The organism is Nocardia australiensis, from assembly GCF_020733705.1.
Classification (GTDB): Bacteria; Actinomycetota; Actinomycetes; order Mycobacteriales; family Mycobacteriaceae; genus Nocardia; species Nocardia australiensis.
Genome location: NZ_JAJFZM010000016.1, coordinates 69391 through 91882 on the forward strand (window position 1 = coordinate 69391; position 22492 = coordinate 91882).

The 22492-nt window shown below is 65.8% G+C and carries 26 protein-coding genes; 15 read left to right on the plus strand and 11 right to left on the minus strand.

Annotated features, from left to right (window positions below):
- Positions 1 to 165 precede the first annotated feature (165 nt).
- The 4 genes from LKE06_RS27625 to LKE06_RS27640 are packed head-to-tail and all read right to left on the minus strand — an operon-like array spanning position 166 to position 1436.
- Complete coding sequence (locus tag LKE06_RS27625; protein WP_228002274.1) at positions 166 to 501, minus strand: hypothetical protein; 336 nt, start codon at positions 499 to 501, stop codon at positions 166 to 168.
- The gene (locus tag LKE06_RS27630) at positions 498 to 740 is read right to left on the minus strand and encodes a hypothetical protein (RefSeq protein ID WP_228002275.1); all 243 of its coding nucleotides are present in this window, start codon (positions 738 to 740) and stop codon (positions 498 to 500) included. The genes LKE06_RS27625 and LKE06_RS27630 overlap by 4 nt, the downstream gene beginning before the upstream one ends.
- A complete protein-coding gene (locus tag LKE06_RS27635) occupies positions 737 to 1216 on the minus strand; it encodes a DNA-directed RNA polymerase subunit beta (protein WP_228002276.1) in 480 nt (159 codons plus the stop codon). The genes LKE06_RS27630 and LKE06_RS27635 overlap by 4 nt, the downstream gene beginning before the upstream one ends.
- Complete coding sequence (locus LKE06_RS27640) at positions 1209 to 1436, minus strand: hypothetical protein (protein ID WP_228002277.1); 228 nt, start codon at positions 1434 to 1436, stop codon at positions 1209 to 1211. The genes LKE06_RS27635 and LKE06_RS27640 overlap by 8 nt, the downstream gene beginning before the upstream one ends.
- A 210-nt stretch (positions 1437 to 1646) precedes the next feature.
- Here LKE06_RS27640 and LKE06_RS27645 point away from each other — a divergent pair, with 210 nt between their 5' ends.
- On the plus strand, positions 1647 to 2852 hold the full coding sequence (locus LKE06_RS27645) for a helix-turn-helix domain-containing protein (protein WP_228002278.1): 1206 nt from the start codon (positions 1647 to 1649) through the stop codon (positions 2850 to 2852).
- A gap of 116 nt (positions 2853 to 2968) precedes the next feature.
- Here the strand turns inward: LKE06_RS27645 and LKE06_RS27650 are convergent, their stop codons facing one another.
- Complete coding sequence (locus LKE06_RS27650; protein ID WP_228002279.1) at positions 2969 to 5092, minus strand: RecQ family ATP-dependent DNA helicase; 2124 nt, start codon at positions 5090 to 5092, stop codon at positions 2969 to 2971.
- A 176-nt stretch (positions 5093 to 5268) separates the two neighbouring features.
- Here LKE06_RS27650 and LKE06_RS27655 point away from each other — a divergent pair, with 176 nt between their 5' ends.
- The gene (locus tag LKE06_RS27655; RefSeq protein ID WP_228002280.1) at positions 5269 to 5751 is read left to right on the plus strand and encodes a hypothetical protein; all 483 of its coding nucleotides are present in this window, start codon (positions 5269 to 5271) and stop codon (positions 5749 to 5751) included.
- Between the two features lie 27 nt (positions 5752 to 5778).
- Here the strand turns inward: LKE06_RS27655 and LKE06_RS27660 are convergent, their stop codons facing one another.
- The 3 genes from LKE06_RS27660 to LKE06_RS27670 all read right to left on the minus strand — a co-directional run bounded on the left by LKE06_RS27660 (position 5779) and on the right by LKE06_RS27670 (position 8372).
- Complete coding sequence (locus tag LKE06_RS27660) at positions 5779 to 7002, minus strand: RtcB family protein (RefSeq protein ID WP_228002281.1); 1224 nt, start codon at positions 7000 to 7002, stop codon at positions 5779 to 5781.
- Positions 7003 to 7248: 246 nt separating this feature from the next.
- The gene (locus LKE06_RS27665; RefSeq protein WP_372477436.1) at positions 7249 to 8130 is read right to left on the minus strand and encodes a ribokinase; all 882 of its coding nucleotides are present in this window, start codon (positions 8128 to 8130) and stop codon (positions 7249 to 7251) included.
- Complete coding sequence (locus LKE06_RS27670; protein ID WP_228002282.1) at positions 8127 to 8372, minus strand: hypothetical protein; 246 nt, start codon at positions 8370 to 8372, stop codon at positions 8127 to 8129. Before LKE06_RS27670 ends, LKE06_RS27665 begins: the two co-directional genes overlap by 4 nt.
- On the opposite strand from LKE06_RS27670, the gene LKE06_RS27675 reads away from it, so the two are divergent.
- The 8 genes from LKE06_RS27675 to LKE06_RS27710 all read left to right on the plus strand — a co-directional run bounded on the left by LKE06_RS27675 (position 8371) and on the right by LKE06_RS27710 (position 15544).
- Positions 8371 to 9636, plus strand: a complete 1266-nt coding sequence (locus tag LKE06_RS27675) for a glutamate-5-semialdehyde dehydrogenase (protein WP_228002283.1) — start codon at positions 8371 to 8373, stop codon at positions 9634 to 9636. The two genes, LKE06_RS27670 and LKE06_RS27675, sit on opposite strands and share 2 nt — an antisense overlap.
- Positions 9637 to 9658: 22 nt before the next feature.
- A complete protein-coding gene (locus LKE06_RS27680; RefSeq protein ID WP_372477444.1) occupies positions 9659 to 10537 on the plus strand; it encodes an AAA family ATPase in 879 nt (292 codons plus the stop codon).
- A gap of 3 nt (positions 10538 to 10540) precedes the next feature.
- A complete protein-coding gene (locus tag LKE06_RS27685; protein ID WP_228002285.1) occupies positions 10541 to 11956 on the plus strand; it encodes a vWA domain-containing protein in 1416 nt (471 codons plus the stop codon).
- A gap of 89 nt (positions 11957 to 12045) precedes the next feature.
- Entirely contained in the window at positions 12046 to 12960 is a 915-nt protein-coding gene (locus LKE06_RS27690) for a hypothetical protein (protein WP_228002286.1), read from the plus strand.
- 73 nt (positions 12961 to 13033) lie between these two features.
- Positions 13034 to 13756, plus strand: coding sequence for an RsiV family protein (locus LKE06_RS27695; RefSeq protein ID WP_228002287.1), 723 nt, complete (start codon positions 13034 to 13036; stop codon positions 13754 to 13756).
- A 57-nt stretch (positions 13757 to 13813) separates the two neighbouring features.
- Complete coding sequence (nadD, locus tag LKE06_RS27700) at positions 13814 to 14455, plus strand: nicotinate-nucleotide adenylyltransferase (RefSeq protein ID WP_228002288.1); 642 nt, start codon at positions 13814 to 13816, stop codon at positions 14453 to 14455.
- Between the two features lie 28 nt (positions 14456 to 14483).
- Positions 14484 to 14888, plus strand: coding sequence for a ribosome silencing factor (gene rsfS / locus LKE06_RS27705; RefSeq protein ID WP_228002289.1), 405 nt, complete (start codon positions 14484 to 14486; stop codon positions 14886 to 14888).
- Positions 14885 to 15544: a histidine phosphatase family protein gene (locus LKE06_RS27710; RefSeq protein ID WP_228002290.1), complete on the plus strand. Its 660-nt coding sequence runs from the start codon at positions 14885 to 14887 to the stop codon at positions 15542 to 15544. The genes rsfS and LKE06_RS27710 overlap by 4 nt, the downstream gene beginning before the upstream one ends.
- 124 nt (positions 15545 to 15668) lie before the next feature.
- On the opposite strand, the gene LKE06_RS27715 is transcribed toward LKE06_RS27710, so the two are convergent.
- Positions 15669 to 16166 (minus strand): hypothetical protein, encoded by a 498-nt coding sequence (locus LKE06_RS27715; RefSeq protein WP_228002291.1) that lies wholly within the window; start codon positions 16164 to 16166, stop codon positions 15669 to 15671.
- 168 nt (positions 16167 to 16334) lie between these two features.
- Here LKE06_RS27715 and octT point away from each other — a divergent pair, with 168 nt between their 5' ends.
- Positions 16335 to 17051, plus strand: a complete 717-nt coding sequence (gene octT, locus LKE06_RS27720) for a diglucosylglycerate octanoyltransferase (protein WP_228002586.1) — start codon at positions 16335 to 16337, stop codon at positions 17049 to 17051.
- A 3-nt stretch (positions 17052 to 17054) separates the two neighbouring features.
- Complete coding sequence (locus LKE06_RS27725; RefSeq protein WP_228002292.1) at positions 17055 to 17897, plus strand: DegV family protein; 843 nt, start codon at positions 17055 to 17057, stop codon at positions 17895 to 17897.
- Between the two features lies 1 nt (position 17898).
- Here the strand turns inward: LKE06_RS27725 and LKE06_RS27730 are convergent, their stop codons facing one another.
- Both LKE06_RS27730 and LKE06_RS27735 read right to left on the minus strand, forming a co-directional pair.
- Positions 17899 to 18054 carry a hypothetical protein gene (locus LKE06_RS27730; RefSeq protein WP_228002293.1) on the minus strand — a complete coding sequence of 52 codons (156 nt, stop codon included), beginning with the start codon at positions 18052 to 18054 and terminating at the stop codon, positions 17899 to 17901.
- Between the two features lie 2 nt (positions 18055 to 18056).
- Positions 18057 to 19655: an FAD-dependent monooxygenase gene (locus LKE06_RS27735; RefSeq protein WP_228002294.1), complete on the minus strand. Its 1599-nt coding sequence runs from the start codon at positions 19653 to 19655 to the stop codon at positions 18057 to 18059.
- Between the two features lie 123 nt (positions 19656 to 19778).
- Between LKE06_RS27735 and LKE06_RS27740 the strand changes: the two genes are divergently transcribed.
- The 3 genes from LKE06_RS27740 (at position 19779) to lexA (ending at position 22481) form a co-directional block, all read left to right on the plus strand.
- Positions 19779 to 20363 carry a TetR/AcrR family transcriptional regulator gene (locus tag LKE06_RS27740; protein ID WP_228002295.1) on the plus strand — a complete coding sequence of 195 codons (585 nt, stop codon included), beginning with the start codon at positions 19779 to 19781 and terminating at the stop codon, positions 20361 to 20363.
- Between the two features lie 133 nt (positions 20364 to 20496).
- A complete protein-coding gene (locus tag LKE06_RS27745; RefSeq protein WP_228002296.1) occupies positions 20497 to 21723 on the plus strand; it encodes an alpha/beta hydrolase family protein in 1227 nt (408 codons plus the stop codon).
- 95 nt (positions 21724 to 21818) lie between these two features.
- A complete protein-coding gene (lexA, locus tag LKE06_RS27750; protein ID WP_228002297.1) occupies positions 21819 to 22481 on the plus strand; it encodes a transcriptional repressor LexA in 663 nt (220 codons plus the stop codon).
- Positions 22482 to 22492 lie beyond the last annotated feature (11 nt).

Consider the following 22492-nt stretch of genomic DNA (forward strand, 5'->3'; position numbering starts at 1 on the left):
AGCTGCCCGCAAGCGAGTGCGCTACCTGCGAACTCTCCTGTTCGAGCAGTTCGAACGCACACGTTGATGACATGAAAGAAAGCTCTTGCGGGTGATACACAGACTCATGGGCCAGAAGGAACTCTGCGGTGCACCTCCGGATCATCTGGTCGTGGGGAAGCCTGGTCACTCATGACTCGGTCTCGGTGATCGGTCGATGCTGGTGCAGGCCACGAACTTGGTCGGTGTGATCAGGTCACACGCCAGAGCGATAGCCCGTACGCGGTTATTGACGTGGGCCATGCTGGGCGCGATGACCGCTACCGCTCCCTTGCCTCGTGCTGTCGAGACAATGAGCGTGGTCGGCATGAACGTGTCGTCACTGATGGTGACCAGCCCTGTGAGGGTGTAGCCGCGCCGCTGCGCCAACTCGGTGATGAGGCGTTCATCCCGCAACAGGTGCGGGCCGGTCACGTCGAGTGAGAGAACACCAATTGCCTTGCTGGGCATGTTGTTGTTCATTGCGGCCATCCGTGCCAGCCGGGGGCGGGTCGTCGTGACGATTCGAATTCGTAGCTGATTTGGTCCCACAGGGCGCGCGGCATGGCATCGAAAGACTCGCCCAGCGAGGGTGTGTCGGGTAGTTCGGTTTCGGTGCCGTCCGGTCGCTGCACGCTGGTGACATGGATGACGCCGTCACGCACGAACCACGTAGCGGAAGCGCCGTCTCGCACCGTCTCCCGGAGTTCGAAACCGTTCACCGGTTCGCTCCGGGTGGGCGAACACCGACACAGGCGCGGATCGCTTCCACGACAACCGTTCCCGGTGGCCGGAACGTGTCGCGGGGTGGTTCGATCCAGACTCGTAGCCCGGCGTGTCTATCGGTGGGTGATGGTAGCGCGATCTGCGCGCCGGATCGGGCGATGGTCACGTTGAGCCGGAACAACTCTGAGAACAACGGGACTTCGTCGGGTAGGTCGGGTCGGACCAGGAATGTCCATCGTTGTGAGCGGGGGTGGGAGATGATCGGGCCGACCGCGTAGTGCCGGGTCTGCATGTGGACCTTGACCGCTTGACCGAGGATGGCGGGCGTGGTGATTGCGGATACGGTGTCGGCTCGCACCGTGATTCGGCCGAGTTCGGGTTCGATCGCGGCTGCCAGACCGCAGGTATGCCGGTAGAACCGGCATCGACTGGTGGGTGTATCACCGAGTGGATCCGATGTCAGCTCACGCATCGCTCACGCCCCGGTCCGGACCGGGTGTCGACACCCCGGAAGGTGTGATGGCACCCGGTGGCGGGGGACACTCCACCCCGCCGCCGGGGCGCATTTGGGTCATCCACTCGTACATCGCGTCGAGGTATTCGGTGAGTACCGCGACCGGCATATCGCAGCAGACCGGGCTTGCCGGTCCCAGTAGTGGAACTCGTTGTGGCAGTGGATGGTTCAGCATCATAGCCTCTCAAAGGCGGGAAGAAGGGTGCGCCCGGCCCCTGAGAAAACCGTCCTCGATGAGGGAAGCAGGAGAGTCCTCTCCGGGCGCATATTTAGATGACCACGGGTAGCGCCGGGCCAGTAGGGCTACGCTGTTTCCAAGCCATGGAACCTGATCTGAAAACACATGGGTGGGTGTGAATTGGACACGGCGGCGACACAATTGCTCGGGATGGAACCCGAACGCACCGGACGCACGCTCAGGCAGTTGCGGACTGACCGGGGGCTCAGCCTGCGCGAGCTGGCCGGCACCCTGTTCTGTGACTACTCCTGGCTCTGCAACATCGAGGCAGGCCGACGCTGGCCCAAAGATCGCAACTGGGCTGAGCAAGCCGACCTGACTTTGCAGGCGAATGGCACGTTAGTGGCGGCGTGGGACGCTGACCAGCGTGAGCGCTCCCGGTTGGATGACACAGTGCGGATGCTCGAACAAGCACGGCGCGATTCGGAATCCCTCCTTGTTGCGCCTGATGGCGCTCAGCTCGACCAGGTGCATGACGGAATCATCCACATCGCCAAGAACGCCCGGTTCGAGTCCTATGACCGGACACTGTCGCGGGCTACCGAGATCCGGGCCGAGCTGATGCGCCGAATCAAGTTGGGGGCGCACAGCGCGGATGAGATCCGAGACCTGTACGTCGCGCTCGGTCGAGTGTGTGGAGTCCTCTCTTACCTGACATTGGACCTCGGGCAGGCAGACACCGCTCGTGTCCACGCTCAGGCGGCCTTCCAACTCGGCGATCGCGCCGACCACGATCAACTGCGGGCATGGGCAAGGGGCACTCAGGCTCTCGCGCTCCGATTTACCAAGGACTTTGAGCTGGCGGCGGCTGCCGCGACAGATGGGCTTAAGTACGTCGGCAGTTCCACCGGGACCACTGAACCGCGTCTGCTGTGCGGGCTAGCCGCGTCGGTCGCCAACCTCGGCGACTCGGCTAGAGCATTGGAACTTCTCGACGCCGCAGAGCGGGCGCGCGATGCCGCTAGCCGAGACGAAATCCCCGGCCTGTTCACGTTCTCGCCAGCGAAGCAGATCTACTACCGCGGCTTCTCGCTGATGTGGTCTGACGACAAGCGGACCCTAGTGAAGTCGGCGAAGGCGTCTGAGGACGCAATCGACGCATGGCAGGTGCAACGGTCGCCAGGCGATGAGATGTTGAGTCAGATCTACCTAGCGACGGCGAAGGCACGTCTGGGTGATCTGGACGCGAGTATCGCAGCGGTGTCGCCGGTTCTGAACAACCCGATCAGCGCCCACTTTTCGTGGGTGCGGAAGCGGCTCAACCAGCTCGACGGCCTTCTCGACAAGCACTTCCCAGACTCAGCAGTCGCGGGTGAAATGCGGGGAACCCTGACGGCGTATATCCACGCGGCGTAGCCCTCTGTCCACACGAGCACACATCCACAGCTGTGGTTCCGTCTGGTTCAGTCCTGGGGAAAACGGATCCGCGGACCGTGACGATGCCCGATTCCCACCAGTGACGGTGCGGCGGATCAGGTAGGCGTCGCCAAGGCGAACGGCAGCACAGCAGGTGCGCCCGCCGCACGCAGCGCGCGGGCGGCGACGGTCATCGTCCATCCCGTGTCGGTTACGGCGTCCACCAAGAGGATCGGGCCGTCGACCGAACTCAGGTCGGGGATCAGCCATGAGTCGTGCAGGCCCGCGACCCGGTGGGCGGAATTGGCCGCGGAGACGGGTGGGCTGTCGGGGCGGATCTGTAATGTGCCGAGGTCGCGCAGGCGGCCGACCTCGGCGAGGCGGGCGGCGAGGGTCGCGGTCAGGACCGGGTAGCGGGCGGATTCCAACGCCAGTACCGAGGTCGGGCGGGTTGTCCAATTCCAGTCGCGAAGTACCGCGACGCAGGCATCGAAAACCGCGTCCGGAACGGGATCGTCGGGAGCGTCGAGCAGGGCGCGCAACCGTTGACCCCAGCCGAGGTCGGTGAGCCTGCCGAGCACGCGCCCGGTTTCAGCGCCGGAGGTGATCTTGCCGGACAACGAGATTCCGAGTTTCGCCATACCCGTCGGCCATTGTTTGCGCGGCGCCAAGTCGAGGCCGGGACGATCGAGGCGGGCGCGGGTGGCGGCGAGCACCTGCCCGTCGACCGCGACGTCGGTGCGGATGCCGGTGCAGTTGTCGCACCGCCCGCAGCCGGGCGAATTACCATCCAGCGCGGGCAATCCGGGGTCGTCGAGCTGGCGGCGGAGGAATTGCATCCGGCAGCCGGTGGTGGACTGGTAGTCGACCATCGCCTGCTGTTCGACCTCGCGGGCGGCGGCCAGGCGTTCATAGCGTTCGGTGTCATAGGTCCACTCCTGGCCGGTGGCGATCCAGCCGCCACGGACCCGACGCACCGCACCGTCCACGTCGAGCACCTTGAGCACCATCTCCAGCCGGGAGCGATTCAGCTCGACCAGCGGCTCGAGCGCCGCGGTCGACAGGGCCCTATCGAAGTCGAGTGCCGCCAGCACGGCGCTCACGATGTGTTCGCGTGGAAAGGCAACGGAGGCAAAGTAACTCCAGATCCTGGCATCCTCGGGGCCGGGTAACAGCAGCACCTCGGCCCGGTCGGTGCCGCGGCCCGCGCGACCGACCTGCTGGTAGTAGGCGATCGGGGAGGACGGCGCACCGATGTGCACCACGAAACCCAAATCGGGTTTGTCGAAACCCATGCCGAGAGCGGAGGTGGCGACGAGCGCCTTCACCTCGTTGTTCAACAGTGCGGTCTCGAGCGCTTCGCGTTCGGCCGTGTCGGTCTGCCCGGTATACGCGGCGACGTTGTGTCCGTGCGAATTCAGCACATCGGCGAGATCGTGGGCGGCGGCGACGGTGAGCGTGTAGATGATGCCAGAGCCGGGCAGAGTGCGGAGATGGCCATTGAGCCACGCCGTGCGTTCGACCGCGTCATCGAAGCGCACCACCGACAGATGCAGCGACTCGCGATCCAGCGTCCCGCGCAACACCAGGGTGTCAGTGCCGATCTGCGTGGCGACATCGGTGACCACCCGATCGTTCGCCGTCGCGGTGGTGGCGAGCACCGGCACATCGGACCCGAGATCGGCGATCAACGTGCGGATCCGGCGATAATCGGGCCGGAAGTCGTGACCCCAGTCCGATACGCAATGTGCCTCGTCGATCACGATGAGTCCTGCGTCGGCGGCGAGTTTCGGCAGCACCTGGTCGCGGAAGTCCGGGTTGTTCAGCCGCTCCGGGCTGACGAGCAAGACATCGACCGCGCCCGCCGCGACCCGATCGTGGATCTCATCCCACTCGGTGGCATTTCCCGAATTGATGGTCGCCGCAACAACTCCCGCGCGTTGCGCGGCGGCGACCTGGTTACGCATCAGCGCCAGCAGTGGCGACACGATCACCGTCGGTCCGCGACCGGCTCGGCGCAACAGCTTGGCCGCGATGAAATACACCGCCGACTTGCCCCAGCCGGTGCGCTGCACCACCAGTGCCCGGCGCCGCCGCACCACCAGTGCCTCTATCGCCGTCCACTGGTCCTCACGCAGCCGCGCCCGCGGGCCCGCGAGGTCGCCCAACAGTTCTTCCGCACGCTCCCGCAGGTCGGGTGCGGTGAGGTCGATCGCTTGACTGCCTGCCGCCGTGGTCATGGGCTCCATCGTGCCCGATGACACCGACAGCGAATCGGGCCGCCGCGATCGGTGACAGCCACGCCACACCGAACTGTTCGGCGCCGGTTTCTCATAAAACGCGAAATCACCCCGGGCGACGGCCAATATGGTGAGACCATTCCCTCGGTATCGCGGTACCGCGCAGGAGGCACATCATGACAAGTAGCTATCCGCCACCGCCGGCATGGTCGCCGCCGGGCGCACAGTTCCGCACTGCGGGCTCCGGCTCGCGCACGCTTGTCGGCACGCTGATCGGCTTGGTGGTCACCCCGATCGGCATCGGGCTTGCCGCCAACGGCGCGCTGGACGCCAGGCAGTGGTTCATCATGGGCGACGCCGGCGCCCGATGGAGTTCGACCTCCCAAATGGTCGGCGGCGCGCTGTTGTTGTTCTTGGTCGCGACGCTGGCAGGTTATTCGCCCGCGGGCACGGTTATCGCGGGTCTGGTCTGGGGCCTCATTCCCGGTATCGCCCATATCACCTTTCCCGACGACACCTGGCGTTTCGTCGAAGACCTGCCGCGCATGTCGGACCAAATGCACCAGGCGTTGCACGCCTGGCTGATGAACGGCTTCGCCCTCGTCACCGGTTTGCTGCTGGTCGGCGCGGGTATCGCCGCTACCGTCCGGCGGCGCTGATACCCGCAGCCGCGCGGGGAGTGGGTATCAGCCCTTGACGCAGAGCACCTGACGCAGGGTGGTGACGATGTCGACCAGATCCGCCTGAGCGGCGATAACCTCGTCGATATCCTTGTAGGCGGCCGGGATCTCGTCGACCACGCCGGCGTCCTTGCGGGATTCGACGCCCTCGGTCTGCGCGATCAGGTCGGCCACGGTGAACTGCTTCTTCGCGGCGTTGCGGCTCATCCGGCGGCCCGCGCCGTGCGACGCGGACTGGAACGAGGCCGGATTTCCCTTGCCACGCACCACATATGAGCGGGTGCCCATCGAACCAGGGATCAGCGCGAGGTCGCCGGCCCCGGCACGCACCGCACCCTTACGGGTCACCAACATCGGCAGGTCGTCGATCATCTCCTCGGCGACATAGTTGTGGTGACACGAGATCGGCTGATCGAAATGCACGTCGCGCTCGGCGAATTCGTCCCGCATCGCACGGCAGACCAGCGAAAGCATCACCGCGCGATTACGCGCGGCGTACTCCTGCGCCCAGTCCAGATCGTGTCGGTAGGCCGCCATTTCCGGTGTGTCTGCCAGGAATACGGCCAGATCGCGATCCGGCAGATCGGAGTTGTGCGGCAGTACTCGCGCCACCGCCATATGCCGTTCGGCGAGTTCCTTGCCGATATTCCGGCTCCCGGAATGCAGCAGAATCCATACCGAGTCGTGCTCGTCGAGGCACACCTCGATGAAGTGGTTTCCGCCGCCGAGTGATCCGATCTGCTTGCGGGCCTTGGACTCCAGCGCCTGCACGCCCGTATCCAGCGTGCCGAACGCCGACCAGAACCGGTTCCAGCCGGTCTTGTGCCGTGCTAGATCCCCATGCGTCGCGGTGAACTGCGCGCCCAGCTTCACCACATCGACCGCATTCTTGTGCGCCTGAAACCCGACCGGTACCGCCGCCTCGATGCGCGAGCGCAGCGAATGCAGGCTATCGGGCAGATCGGCGGCGGTGAGATCGGTCTTCACGCTCTCCATCCCGCAACCTATATCCACCCCGACCGCGGCGGGCGCGACCGCGTCCCGCATCGCGATCACCGACCCGACCGTCGCGCCCTTGCCGAGGTGCACATCCGGCATCACGCGGACGCCGTGCACCCATGGCAACTGTGCGATATTCCGCAGTTGCCGCAACGCGGCCTGATCGACCTCGTGCTCATCGGCCCACATCAGTGTCTGCGCCCGGGTACCGCGCAGCTCGACGGGAAACATTGTGGAACATCCTTACCTCGATTGATTCGACCCCTTAACGCTAGATCCGCGGCCCAGCGACCGCACTGCGTTTTTCCGGCACCCAGAGCCCGCCGACACCGGCATCGCGTCGCGTCCTCGCCGGTCGTGACGGAGTGATCGCCATCGCCGACGGATGGGACGCCGACACCGACGATCCCAGCGAGCGCACGTGGCTGTGCATGGGATTCGGGCGCTCAACAGGTGAGCGGCACTCGGCCGATGAACCTAGTCGCCGTGCTCGATGGCCGCCGTGATCTGTTCATGGGTGGGGATCGATGTGCTGGCACCCAACCTGGTTGTGGCGAGTGCGCCCGCCGTGCTCGCCCAGGCCAACGCCTGTTCGGGGCCGCGATGCCAAGCGGTGGCGAGGGCGCCGGTGAAGGTGTCGCCCGCGCCGGTGGTGTCGACAACATCGACCTGTGGGCTCGGTTGCGATAGTTCCCGGCCGCCGGGGCCGCGATAGTGGGCGCCTGCCGCGCCGTGGGTGACCACCAAATGGGCTACCGGGTCGAGGTCGTGGCCGAGGTCTTTCGCTTCGCCCGAGTTGACCACGGCCACGTCGACGTGCGCCCACAGGTCGGACGGAAGATGTTGTGCCGGAGACGGATTGAGCATGACGACGGTAGCGTTCGCGCTGGCATGGGTAACCGCCGCCGCGACAGCGCCGACCGGAATCTCCAACTGGCACAGCAGAATATCGGCGGACGCGATGACGGCCAGGTCGTCATCGGTGAGCGCGGTCATGGTGGCGTTGGCCCCGCCGACGACGATGATGCTGTTCTCGCCACTGGAATCGACGACGATCGCGGCGATTCCGCTCGGGCCCGTCACGGTGCGCAGCCGCCCGATGGCGACACCCGAATCGCGCAGCACGCCACGCAGTTCACCGGCGAATACGTCGTCACCGACGGCGCCGAGGAATTCCACGCGCCCGCCGGCCCGTTGCGCGGCAATCGCCTGATTGGCGCCCTTTCCGCCCGGGACCATGGTGAAACCGGTGCCGAGCACGGTTTCGCCGGGCTGCGGGCGGTGCTCGGTGGTGGTCACCAGGTCCATATTGATGCTGCCGAGCACGACGATGGTTGGCTTGCTGGGATCGGTGATCACACCTCGGACGGTAGCTCTGGCCCGCCGGATATCGTGGCAACTGGTGCCATCGCGGTGCCGGGCGCGGCGGCCGAATGAATATCGAGCCGCGGGAGTGATGTCCGGGTATCCGCTGCCGGTTCGGTGTCGGATGCGGTGCGGATGGCCTCGAATACACCGCCGCTGATGTCCCCTTTGACGGTGGCAGCGCCGCCCGAGCGGGTGGAACCGGTGCCGTATCGGGTGCGTAGGCTGTAACCCATGACGTCAGGTGCGACGACCGAGCAAAATACCCGCGAGCTGGTACATGAGGCCGCGCGCAAGGCTCGCGTGGCGTCGCGGGTGCTGGCTCGGCTCACCACCGCCCGCAAGGACGCCGCGCTGCATGGCGCGGCCGATGCCCTGCTCGCCGCCGCGGACCGGGTGATCGACGCCAATGTCGAGGATCTGCTCGCGGCGAAGTCGGCCGGTGTCGAGGAGTCACTGCTCGACCGGTTGCGGCTGAACAAGCACCGGATCGACGGCATCGCCTCCGGGTTGCGTCAGGTGGCCGGTCTGCCGGACCCGATCGGAACCGTGGTGCGCGGCTCGACACTGCCCAATGGGCTCGAGATCAAGCAGACCCGGGTCCCGCTCGGCGTGGTCGGCATGGTGTACGAGGCACGGCCGAATGTCACTGTCGACGCGTTCGGCCTGGCATTGAAATCCGGCAACGCCGTGCTGCTGCGCGGTTCGTCCTCGGCCGCGCATTCCAACGCCGCCCTGGTCGCGGTACTGCGGGAAGCGCTTGCCGCACAAGACCTCCCGGAAGACGCCGTGCAACTGTTGCCGAGCGCCGACCGCTCCAGCGTGACCCACCTGATTCAGGCTCGCGGCCTGGTCGATGTGGTCATTCCGCGCGGCGGCGCCGGGCTGATCAATGCGGTCGTCCGCGACGCGACGGTGCCGACCATCGAGACCGGCACCGGCAACTGCCACGTCTACGTGCACACCGCCGCCGACCTCGACATGGCCGAGAGCATCCTGATCAACGCCAAGACCCGCCGTCCGAGCGTGTGCAACGCGGCCGAGACGGTGCTCATCGACGACGCGATCGCCACCGTCGCGGTCCCACGCCTGATCGAGGCACTGCAACGGCACGGCGTCACGGTGCACGGCGACCTGCCCGGATTGGTACCGGCCGATGATAAGGATTGGGGCGAGGAGTACCTCACCCTCGATATCGCGCTGCGGGTGGTCGACGATCTCGACGCCGCCGTCGAGCACATCAATACCTGGGGCACCGGCCACACCGAGGCCATCATTACCGGTGAGCTGGCCGCGGCGCGCGAATTCACCAGCCGGGTCGACGCGGCCGCTGTGCTGGTCAACGCGTCCACCGCGTTCACCGACGGCGAGCAGTTCGGCTTCGGTGCCGAGATCGGTATCTCCACGCAGAAACTGCACGCCCGCGGCCCGATGGCGTTGCCGGAATTGACCTCCACCAAATGGATCGTGTGGGGCGACGGCCAGGTTCGGCCGGTTTAGAACTTTGGTTAGGAAGGACTTCATAGTGGCCGATGCAGCGCAACAGCCAATTTTCACGTCGGTCGACGATGTGATCGAACGGCTGGCGACCACCGGCTACCTCGCCGATAAGGCCACGGCCACTTCGGTGTTCCTCGCCGACCGGCTGGGTAAGCCGTTGCTCATCGAGGGGCCCGCCGGTGTCGGCAAGACCGAGCTGGCCCGCGCGGTGGCACAGACCTCCGACGCCGAGTTAGTGCGGCTACAGTGCTATGAGGGCGTCGATGAGGCCCGCGCGCTCTACGAGTGGAATCACGCCAAGCAGATCCTGCGTATCCAGGCGTCCTCCGAGAATGACTGGGAGGAAACGAAATCAGATGTCTTCACCGAGGAGTTCCTGCTCTCGCGGCCCTTGCTGACCGCGATCCGGCGTACCGATCCGACGGTGCTGCTCATCGATGAGACCGATAAGGCCGACGTCGAGATCGAGGGTCTGCTGCTCGAGGTGCTCAGCGATTTCGCCGTCACCGTCCCGGAATTGGGCACGATTACCGCCGAACGCAAGCCGTTCGTGGTGTTGACCTCCAATGCGACTCGCGAGCTGTCGGAAGCGCTCAAGCGTCGCTGCCTCTACCTGCATCTCGACTTTCCCGACGAGGAACTGGAGCGTCGAATCCTGGCCAGCCGGGTCCCCGAGCTGTCGGAAGCGGTTGCCGCGCAGTTGGTGCGGATCGTGCACGTGCTGCGCGGCATGCAGCTGAAGAAACTGCCGTCGGTCGCCGAATCCATCGACTGGGGTCGCACGCTGCTCGCACTCGGCCTGAAGGATCTCGACGATACGACCGTCCGCGCCACCCTCGGTGTGGTGCTCAAACATCAGAGCGACCACCAGCGCGCACTGGCCGAGCTGAAGCTGGCCTGAGCGATGACGGCGGGATCGGTACCCACCGAATTCAGTGCCGAGCACGGCATCGCGGGGCATCTGGTGGGTTTCGTCGAAGCGCTACGTGCCCACGGCATTCCGGTGGGTCCATCGGAGACCGTCGACGCGGGCCGGGTGGTGACCGTCCTGAATCTACTGGACCGAGATGTGGTGCGCGAGGGCTTGGCGTGTGCGCTGCTACGCAGGACCACCCATCGCGCCACCTTCGACGGACTGTTCGATCTATGGTTCCCAGCCGCGCTGGGGGAGCGCAGCGGGGCCGTCGATGATGTCGAGATCCCGCGCACACCAACCGGTGAGGTCGACATCCAGGCGTTGCGCGAGTTGCTCGCCGAATTGCTGACCGAGGAGAGCACGGCGCGGCTGGATATGCTCGCGGGTCAAATCGTCGAGCAGCTCGGCCAGTACCAGTCCTCCCGTGGTCCGTCATTCTCGGCGTATAAGGCGCTGAAAGACGTTCAGCCGCAAACACTACTGGCCAGGATTCTTGCCGGTCTGGCCGCCGGACCCGATACCAGCGACTTCGATATCGAGATCGCCCGCCGAGCCGCCCGGCAACGCATCGATGACTTTCGGGTCAGCGTGGAGTCCGAGACCCGCAGGCGAGCCGCCGAACAGATCGGCCGCGAACGGGTGGCGAGCTACAGCGTCAAGAAGCAGGTGGAGGATGTCGACTTCCTGCGCGCTTCGGCGACCGAACTGGCCGAGATGCGGCGCGGCACCCAACGACTCGCTCGGATTCTCGCGTCCAGGCTTGCGGTGCGGCGCAGGCATTCTCGCCGTGGCGAGATCGATTTGCGCAAAACGCTGCGTAAGTCGATGTCGACCGGCGGCGTGCCGATCGACCTGGTGAATCGCAAACCCCGGCCGGGCCGCCCGGAACTGGTGCTGCTGTGCGATGTCTCCGGTTCGGTGGCCGGGTTCAGTAACTTCACCCTGCTGATGGTCAGCGCTCTGCGTGAACAGTTCTCGCGGGTGCGGATCTTCGCGTTCGTGGACCAGACCGACGAGGTGACTCAATTCTTCGATCCACGAACCCAACTCGACGACGCGATGTCTCGAATCCTCATCGAGTCGAACGTCGTCAGCGCCGATGGGCATTCCGACTATGGCAGCGCCCTGGCCGGCTTCGCGCGGAACTGGCCCGACGCGGTCACCGCCCGCAGCTCTCTGTTGGTCCTCGGTGACGCGCGCACCAATTATCGTGACCCGGAACTGGATACGCTGCGGTCGCTGGTGCGCACCGCCAAGCACGCGCACTGGCTGAACCCCGAGATGCGCACCAATTGGGGTTCGGGCGATTCCGCCGCCGACAAGTACGGGCAGGTGATCGAGATGCACGAATGCCGCTCGGCCAAACAGCTGACAGCCGTGGTTTCCCGGCTGCTTCCCGTGTGAGTCCACCGCTGTGCTGAGTCCACTACTGCGCGAGGATCATTAGAATCCTTTAAGCGAACCATTGGCCCCCGCAACCAGGATCGCTCGCCATGGGGCAGGGCATGCCGGGTGGCGAATCGGTGGGGGATGGATACTCGGCGGGGGATGAGAATGGTATCGAGGCACAACGATATGCCGACCTGGCCGCCGCGCGACTGCTCTACCGGCCCGCGGACGCCGAACAGCATCTGCGGCAGGCACTTTCGATCGGAGCGTCCGTTCTACCCGCCGAACAACTGGCCCGCCTGAGCTCTCAGCTGGTCATGGTGATTTCCGGTCAGCCGGGCCGTGAGCTCGAATTGGCCGTCGCGGCAATGAACGCCGCCGCACGATGGGAGCCGATCTCCGACGCCGACGCCGTGCACCTGTCCTTCGTCGCGGCGCGCGCCCTGCACCGCGCCGGTCGCGACGAGGCCGCTGTCGCCGTGTTCGAGCCGCCGATCATGGCCGGGAAGACACCCTACCCGGCAGCCGAAATGGCCGTGGTTCGTGGCCAATACGCGCAATCGCTGCGCAGACTCGGCCGTTTCCGTGCCGCGGCACAACAATTCGCCGAGGGGGCGCGTTTGGTGCGTGAGGATCCGAGCCGCGTCGAGTTGCGAGCCGACCTGATCTGGGCGGCGGCCATCGCGCTGGACAACTGCGACGAGGACGCGCAGGCGCTGGTCGCCTATCTGCGTGCCGCGCGGTTGTGGGGAACGCTGGGTCGGGTCGGCGCGCGGGCCAGATGCCTGCGCTCGGCCGCCTGGGCGCAGCGGTGGAGTCTTGGCGCGGATGCCGACGATCGGCCGTGGTTGACGACCATGGGCGCATTGCTCGCCGAACTGGAGCAGCTTGCCGTCACCGCGCCATCGACCGAGATAGCGAACGAACTCGTGCACACGCGCAGTCAGCTCGCGGATATGCGGCAGGATGATGACGATCAGCGCGGCCGCTCGACGCCGCCGGCGCACCGGCCGGGCTGAAGGCCGGTATTCCGGGGCGTCGCCGAACCGCATCACTAGGCTGTTACCGGCATCCAATGGGGAGGTAGCGCGAATGAAGAAGACTGCCGCCGGGCTCTTGGCCGCGGTCCTGGTAGCCGTCGTCGCGGCATGCGGGTCCGATGACAGGGCGGCCACGGCGACGCTCTCGCCCACATCCGTTTCGGCAGCGCCCGCGCCCGACTCGACCTGGGGTTTCACCGTGACCACGGTGCGGCTGGAAGGTGAGGGGTATGGCGTCGACCTGCCACAGGTGGCGGGCGGTAAGGCCGACGCGCGCACCGAATTCAACGACGGCATGCACGCCGAGGCGGACAAATTCATTCAGCAGGCCGGCCCGGACTACAAGGTCACCGGATTCCGCAGCGAGGTCACCCGCATCGGCGCCCATGTGCTCAGCGGTGTGCTCGGTATCGAGGTCGACGCCGGCTGGCTGCATCCGACCACCTATAAGGCCACGCATGTCACCGAGATCGAGACCGGTCGGCCGCTGGCGCTCGCGGATGTGTTCACCGATCTGCAGCAGGGGCTGGACGCGCTCTCGGCACAGGCCGCGCTGCTGATACCGAAGACGCGCGTCGGCACGAACACCTACACCAAGCAGAACATCGAACCGAAGGTGGAGAACTTCGAGCGTTGGGTGGCGGTCCCCGATGGTATGCGGGTCTATCTCGGCGAGATCGCGTCGCACGCGATGGGCTATATCGACATCACGGTCCCGTGGTCGGCGCTCGACGGTGTACTGCGGCCAGGTCTGCGGGCAGTCCTCAGCAGTTGACGTCGTGGCGGTTGCCGACCCGGTCGCGCCGGGCCCGACCCGTTAAGCTCGGCACTCATGCACGAGACAGGTCGGCGCCGACGCAAGCTGGGGGTGATGGGTGGGACGTTCGATCCCATCCATCACGGTCACCTGGTCGCCGCCAGCGAGGTCGCCAATCGGTTCGACCTGGATGAAGTGATCTTCGTACCAACCGGGCAGCCGTGGCAGAAAGCGGATAAACAGGTCAGCCCTGCCGAGGACCGCTACCTGATGACCGTGATCGCGACCGCCTCCAACCCCCGGTTTTCGGTGAGCCGGGCGGATATCGACCGCGGCAAGGTCACCTACACGGTGGACACCCTGCGCGAGATGCGCAGCAAGCATCCCGACGCCGAGCTGTACTTCATCACCGGAGCGGATGCGCTGTCCAACATCCTGACATGGCAGGATTGGGCCGAATTGTTCGAACTGGCGAAGTTCGTCGGGGTGAGCCGACCGGGGTACGAACTGAATGCCGACCATCTCGCAGAACACTTGCGCGACCTGCCGGTCGACGCGGTGACCATGATCGAGATCCCGGCCTTGGCGATCTCGTCGAGCGAATGCCGTCGCCGCGCGGCCGAGAATCGGCCCGTGTGGTACCTCGTCCCCGACGGGGTGGTCCAGTACATATCGAAGCGGCACCTTTACGTGCCCGCCGGAGCGGAAGGTAGCTGAGCGTGAGCGAGCGCAGCGAGGTAAAGGGATGAGTGCGTCTGTCGAGGCCATCGAGGTGGCGGTGGTCGCAGCGCGCGCGGCGGACGAGAAGCTGGCGACCGATGTCGTGGTGCTCGACGTTTCCGAGCAGTTGGTGATTACCGACTGCTTCGTGATCGCGTCCGCGCCGAACGAGCGTCAGGTGAACGCCATCGTCGACAATATCGAGGACAAGCTGCGCGAGGCCGGGCACAAGCCGGTGCGACGCGAGGGTACCCGCGAAGGGCGCTGGGCGCTGCTCGACTACGTCGACGTGGTTGTGCACATCCAGCACAACGACGAGCGCAATTTCTATGCGCTGGAACGGCTCTGGAAGGATTGTCCGGTGGTTCCGGTGGAGGGCCTCGGTGCTGCCGCGGTGGTGAACGGCGAGGCCGGAGATAGCGTCGAGTGAGTAGATATGCCGGCGTCCGCACTCTGATCCTCTTGCGGCACGGGCAGACCGAATGGAACGCTACCGACCGGATGCAGGGCCAGATCGACACCGATCTCACCGAACTCGGTCGTCGCCAGGCGAAAGAGGCTGCCCGCGAACTGGTCTCGCGTAATGCGATCGCCATTATCTCCTCGGATCTACGGCGCGCCTTCGATACCGCCTCCGCGCTGGGTGAACACACGTCGGTGCCGGTCGTGACGGATACGCGACTGCGGGAAACCGACCTCGGCGACTGGGAGGGGCTCACCCACCTCGATGTCGACGCCGACTACCCCGGCGCGCGAGTGGCCTGGCGATTGGACGCGAGCTACACCCCGCCCGGTGGCGAGAGCAAGCTCGAGGTCGGTGCGCGATCGCGGCCTGTGGTCGAGGAACTGTTCGCCGACCGGCAGGATTGGCCGGGCCGGACTATCATCCTGGTGGCGCACGGCGGGCTGATCGCCGCCCTCACGGCTGCGCTGCTCGACCTGCCGCCGCAGAACTGGCCAGCCCTTGGGGGATTGGCCAACACCAGTTGGGTGCAGCTGAGCAGCCACGGTCCGAGCATTGATCAGCCCGGTTGGCGCCTGGATGTGTGGAACGCAGCGGCGAAGGTGGCCCCCGATGTCCTCTGAAGATCCGATTCGGCAGGTTCCGGACGAACTGTTCCGGCGTGTATCGGCCAAGCCTGAACGGTCGATGCCGGATGCGCTTTTCGGACCCCCTCCGGTCAAGAAGCCTGTCGAACCGGTCGCCGAATCAGTCGAGCCCGGTGCTGCGGGTGGCGGCGAGTCCGCCCTGCCCGCAGCGGAATCCGCCCCCGGCGCTACCGAGTCCGTGGCCGACGCGGTCTCCAGCGGTGGTGATGTGCCTTCCGGTCGCGCGGGAGAACCTTCGGGAGAACGCGGGACGGACGAGTCCGCTTCCGCTGTTGCGGGATCTGAGGTTGCTTCTGATTCTGCTGAGGGCGTGGCTGATTCCGGCGTTCGTGCTGGGGGCGATGGAGAGTCTTCGGGTGCGGTAGATGCCGTCGGTGAGACCGGTTCTGTCGCAGCGCAATCTGTCGAATCGGCGGGTGCCGTCGCCGGTGTTGCCGGAGAGTCCCTGGAACCGAGCGAGTCCGTCGGCGCGACCGCGCAGTCGGTGCTTGCGGATGGGGACGAGTCGGCCGGTTCGGTTGACGAGGCTGCCGAGCCGGTAGTTGCGGGCGGCAGTGCCGAGTCTGCCGGTGGTGCGGCTGAATCTGTTGTCGGCCATACCGTGTCCGAAGCTTCGGCACCCGAAGTGGCGGCCGGGTCGACGGGAAGCTCCGCTGAGTCCGGTGGTTCGGCAAGCGATGCCGAGGTTTCGGTGACCGAATCCGGTGCCGCAGGTGCGTCGGAAGGCGCGATCGAATCCGTCAACGCCGCGGCTGCCCGGGGAGAGCTGGAGCAATCCGCGCGACCGGTGCTGCTTGTCATCGCGGATTCGCTGTCCTACTTCGGCCCGAAGGGCGGGCTGCCCGCCGATCATCCGCAGATCTGGCCGAACCTTGTTGCGGCCGAGCTCGATTGGGATGTCGAGCTGGTCGGCCGGATCGGCTGGACCTGCCGCGACGCGTACTGGGCGTTGATCGGCGATCCAAGGATCTGGGCGGTGGTACCGCGCGCCGGCGCGGTGGTTTTCGCGGTCGGCGGTATGGACACGCTGCCCTCGCCGCTGCCGACCGCGCTGCGTGAGCTCATTCGCTATGTCCGGCCGCCCGTGTTACGTCGAGGGGTACGCGCCACCTATAACTGGCTGCAACCGAAACTTGCGCGGCTCGGGCGCCCGGTGGCGTTGCCGCCGAAGGTGAGCGTCGACTACCTGGAGCAGTCGCGGGAAGCGTTGGCGCAGTTGCGTCCCGGCCTTCCGGTCGTCGCGGTGCTGCCTTCGGTGCACAACTGCGCGGCATACGGGCGCGTGCACTCGGGGCGTGAACGTGCGGTGAAGGCGCTGCGCGAATGGTCCGGTCGCACCTCGGTGCCGCTGGTCGATCTCGGTGAGGCGGTGCGCGACAACATCTTCTCCGGCGACGCGAACCCCGACGGCATCCACTGGGGCTGGGCCGGGCACTCCGCGGTAGCCAATGCCATGGTGAAGACCCTGCAGGAGGTTCGGTAGTCCGTGGCCATTGTGGTCGTCACCGATTCGTCGGCCAGCCTGCCCGCCGAGCTCGTAGGCGAGCTGCACATTGCCGTCGTACCACTGCACGTGCTGGTCGGCGATCGCACGATCCGCGAAGGTATCGACCCCATCGACATCGACTACAGCGCGGATACGGTGACGACCTCGGCGGCCTCGCCGGGCGAGTTGCGCGTGGCCTATGAGCGGGCGCTCGATCGCAGTGGCGGCGATGGTGTTGTCGCGGTGCATCTTTCACGTCAACTCTCCGGCACCTGGGAGGCGGGCAGGCAGGCGGTCCGCGATATGGACGCCGGGGAGCGCGTCCGGCTGGTCGACTCGCTCGGCGCGGGCCTGGCCACCGGCTTTCCGGTTCTGGCGGCGGCCCGGCGCGCGATCACCGGCGCCGCCCTCGACATCGTCTATGAAACCGCCGTCGCGGCGGCGAGCCGATCGCGTGCGTTCATCCTGGTGAACCGTACCGAGCAACTGCGCCGGGGCGGCCGATTGTCCAGTGCCGCCGCCTTCTTCGGCAGCGAGCTGGTCACCAAACCGCTGCTGCAGATTGTCGAAGGTCGGCTGGAACTGCGTGAGAAGGTCCGCACCCGTTCCAAGGCCTACGCGAAACTCGTTGCGGCAGCGGTCGACGCGGCGGGCGAAGACGGCGCCGCGGTAGCCGTCCAGCATCTCGGCGCCGAAGAAGCCGCGACCACACTCGCCACCCAACTCCGCGACCTCATCCCGGGAATCCGCGAACTCGTCATCGCCGAATTCGGCCCGGCGCTCGGCGTCCATCTCGGTGTCGGTGCCGTGGGTGTTCTCGTGGTTCCCGGTGGCTGTGGCTGACTTACGTCCGCGACGCGATTGTTTGGGGATGATCGCAACCCTTTCCAATGCCGTTCCATCCTTTGTTGATGGCGTCGGCGTAGCGGGCGGTGAGATCACGGATCGCTTCGAGGTCTTCGAGGCGGCGGATACGTTGTTCGAGTGTAGTTTCGGTCATGATCAGGCCTCGATTGCTGCTGCTTCGGCAGTGTGAGTGGGAACGGCAATGGCGTTGAGCGCGGTGGCCAGAGCTTGGGTGGGATCGGCTGAGACGGTGACTGAGCGCCAGGCGATGTATCCGTCGGGGCGAACGAGAGTGGCCCCGTCGGGCTCTATCCCGTACGCGGTCCGGAAGGCGTTGGCTTCCGCCGGTTTCGTGTCGGTACCGATGCCGATGAAGGCGACAGGGATGCCCAACTGATCCGCGACGCGGGTCGCTGCGGCAGCCCATCGGTCGTCTTCGGACAGCAACACCCAGTCACGTTGAAACAGGTCCAATGTCGAGCATTCCCTGTCGTCGACCGTGATCCACAAATGCGGGGCGCGGGTGCCGGGCTGACCGGCCCATTGGCCGGGGCGCTGCGCTGGCGGGAGGTCCGCGCCCGCACCCAGCACAGCTGCCGACCGGTAGAGCTGCCCGAGTTCTATGGAGGCGTCGTCGAGGACTGGCACATCCGACTGTGGGGTTGCGAGGTAGGCCTTGTAGTCGGCGCGGGCGAAGAGCTGGTCGTGTCGCAGGTCGGCGATCGGTCGGCGTTCGGCATCGTAGGTGTCCAGCAGCCGGGGCTGCGACTTGCCGGACAGCACTGCCGCCAGTTTCCAGGCCAGATTGTGGGCGTCGTCGATACCAGTGTTGGCTCCGAAACCGCCACGGTTGGGCGGCAATTGGTGGGCCGCATCTCCTGCGAGGAACACCCGTCGGACCGAGAAGCGGTCGGCGATCAACGCGGCAAGCTCCCATCGGCCGGTGGTCACCAGTTCGATGGGGATATCGGTGCAGCCGAGTGCGCGTTGTACGACCTGGATCTGTTCGTCGGCGGCGCGCTCGACGTCGTCGCTCAGCATGAGCACCCACCGGCCGTCGGAGTAGGTCGTCAGAAATGCCCGCAATCCGGGCTGTTCGATCTCGAACTGAACCACACCGTGCTGCAGGTACTCATCGAGGGAGGCCCGGAACAGGATGCTGCGCTGCACCGACAGCGGGCCCACTCCGTGGCGGCCGATGCCTAGAGCCGCGCGCACGGGGCTGATCGCGCCGTCCGCGGCCACCACATACTGTGCGCGCAGCTGGTATTCGCGGCCGTCCTCGCGGCGGCGCAGTCTGGCTGTCACGCCGTCGCGGTCCTGGGTCAGGTCGAGCAGTTCGGTACCCAGGCGCAGTTGCGCGCCCAGCTCGCGAGCCCGCTCGCGCAGGATGGGTTCGAGCCGATCCTGAGTGATGGCAATCGCGTGCACTGGGGAATCTTCGGCGCCGTAGCTGCCCTTGCCTCCGGGCGTCCACGGGTACTCCTCGAACCAGGTGCCGGTCAGGCTCTCCACTCGAGCTCGCCGAGGGGGCTTCATACCCTGAAGCGAGGCAGGAACTTCGACCCCGACCTGTCGGAAGTGCTCCACGGTACGGGTGGTGAAGCCGATGGCCCGGGGATGCGGCGAGCTACCGAGGTGCTTGTCGATCACCACGACCGGTACGCCGTGCCAGGCGAGGAAAGCCGCGGCAGACAGGCCGACGAGGCTTCCGCCGACGATCAGTACCGGTGTCTCGTTTTCGTTGTCGTTCATCTCGAGCGTCCCTCCGTATAACTCAGTCGCGCCTAGAACTCCACCCAGGAAAACACAAACTCAGTAAAAAACGCAATCGAGTTAAGGGTTTTACTGCCTTAAGTTAATTGTTATGATGGTGGCATGACTGTTGAGCCACTGGGACGCCGGGAACGCAAGAACGCGCAGACTCGCCAGGCATTGGCCGACGCTGCGCTGCGACTGTTCTTGGAGCGGAGTTACGAGCAGGTCAGCGTCAAGGAGATCGCCGACGCGGTAGATATCTCAGTGCCAACGGTGTTCAAGCACGTCCCGGACGGCAAGGAAGCTCTGATCTTCGACGGCGGCGTCGAACGCCGCGAAAGCCTGCTGGCCGCTGTGCGTGAACGTCCCGCCGGAATGTCGGTGATGTCCGCGCTGCGCGAGTTCATGTCCAACCGCGGCCCCTTTCTGACAGACCCCACACCAGAGATTCGCAGGCGCACCGAACTGATCATGAACACCCCGGACCTACGCGACCACTCGCGTAAACTGTGGATCCGCTGCGAAACACCCCTGGCAGAGGCCATCGCTACCGAACTCGGCCGGGACGCCGACGACCTCACCGCCCGCGCCGTCGCACGCTATGTCCTGGAGATTCCCCAATTTCTCAGCGACGAGGCGGACCCCCGCGCGGCCCTCGACGCCGTCTTCGACCTACTCGAACACGGACTTCACGGCACGTCGTGATCGCGAAGAGACCCCGATGCCGTGGGGCTGGGCGCCACCGACGAACCGTATACGCTTCCCGCGTAAGCCGCCCAGAAGCTCTGCACCACCGTCGTTCCGCGGCGGCGGGTACCGACCAACGGGAGTTGTTATAGTGCGCAGCCGTTTACGACGATTCGCGATTACCGCCGCGACCGCTTTGGCGGTCCTCGCGAGTACGTCCGGTGTGGTGTCGGCATCACCCGATGTGGCGTCGCACGACACTTCGACCGTCTCGGTTCCCGCTCCGACCGGACCGCATCCGGTCGGCGTCACAGAATTACACATGGTCGACCCGAATCGTGTCGACCCATGGGACAGCGGTCGCCGGCGTGAGTTGATGGTCCAGGTCTGGTACCCGGCCGAGTCGTCGCCCGAGTCGTCGCCCGCGTCGTCGGTCGACCCCTGGATGCCGCTCGGTGGCAGGCAGGCCCAGCACACCTATCTCACCGAACTCGGTGTTCCCGAGAGCAGTTGGGAGCTCGCACCGAGCCACAGCTACCGCGACCGGCCGGCCCGCTCCGACCAGGGCAGGTTCCCGGTCCTGATCAACTCCCCCGGAATGGGGGACACCACCGGCTGGAGTACTGCCCAGACCGAGGACCTGGCCAGCCACGGCTATATCGTGGTCGCGCTCAATCACACACACGAAGCGTTTGCTGTCGAGTTCCCCGACGGCCGGGTGGAGCACACAGTGGTACCGCTGGATTCCCCCCAGGAGGTCCTGCGGGATCTGCTTCTGCCGACACGCGTGGCCGATGCCCGGTTCGTGCTGGATCAACTCGCCGCCATCGCCGCGCAGCAGCCCTCTGCCGCCGGTCGTGTTCTGCCCACACGTCTGGCCCAGAGCATCGACCTGTCGCAGGTCGGGATGTTCGGTCACTCGCTGGGCGGTTCGACCACAATCCAAGCCATGCACGACGACCCCCGCATTGCCGCCGGAGTGAATCTGGACGGCCCGGTCCTGGGTTCGGTCGCCGTCGAGGGGACCGACCGGCCCCTGCTGATGCTCGCCAGTGAGTCCTCACCCTGGTTCGGTCAACCCGGCTGGGAGCCGTACTGGACGAACAACACCGGGCTGAAACTGCCGCTACGAGTGGCAGGGACCGAGCACATGTCCTTCTGCGATCAGCAGGCGATCCTGCCCCAAGTCGCTGCGGCCGGACTACTCGCGGCGGACACGAAAACCAAAGCGGTCGGCACCATCGACGCCCAGCGGTCGATCGACCTCCAACGCACGTACTTGCGTGCCTACTTCGACACTGTCTTCGGTCGACACAGTGTCGACATCGCCGAAACAATCCAGCGGCTCGCGCAACCCGAGGTAATTCCGAATCCGTAATGCGGCGAATCGTGAGAGGGACTCTCCAGGATGTGTGCCACTCGCCGGGTGGTGTCGGAGGATGGGCTGGGGGTTGTGGCGCTTATTATTTCGCGGTGACCGGGTATGACGAGTTGGATGGGTTCGAGGTTCCTGATACTTCAGTGTTGCCGGAGCGACAGCGGAAGATTCTCGGGGTAATTCGGGACTGCGTGCTCAAGCACGGGTATCCGCCGAGCAATAGGGAGATCGGCGATGCGGTCGGGCTACGCTCCTCGTCGTCGGTATCCAAGCATCTGAAGAGCTTGGAGGAGAAGGGCTTCCTGCGCCGCAGCAGGTCTATATCACGGCCGATCGATGTGCGCATGTTCCTGGCGGCGTCCGCGCCGCGCGAAACGAACAATGACTCGGTCAGTGTGCCCGTTATCGGCGACATCGCCGCGGGCAGCCCGATCCTCGCCGAGCAGCACACCGATGACATGCTGACGATCTCGCGCCAGCTGGTCGGGCGCGGCACGGTTTTCGGACTGCGCGTGCGTGGTGATTCGATGATCGACGCGGCGATCTGCGACGGCGATATCGTGGTGATCCGTCAACAGCACGAGGCGCATTCGGGTGAAATCGTCGCCGCGATGATCGACGACGAGGCCACCGTCAAGGTGTATCGCCGTCGCAACGGCCACGTGTATCTCGAGCCGCGCAACCCCGCCTACGACGTTATCGACGGAGATGAGGCCGTTGTCCTCGGCAAGGTCGTCTCGGTGATGCGCACCGTCTGATCTCGCTTATA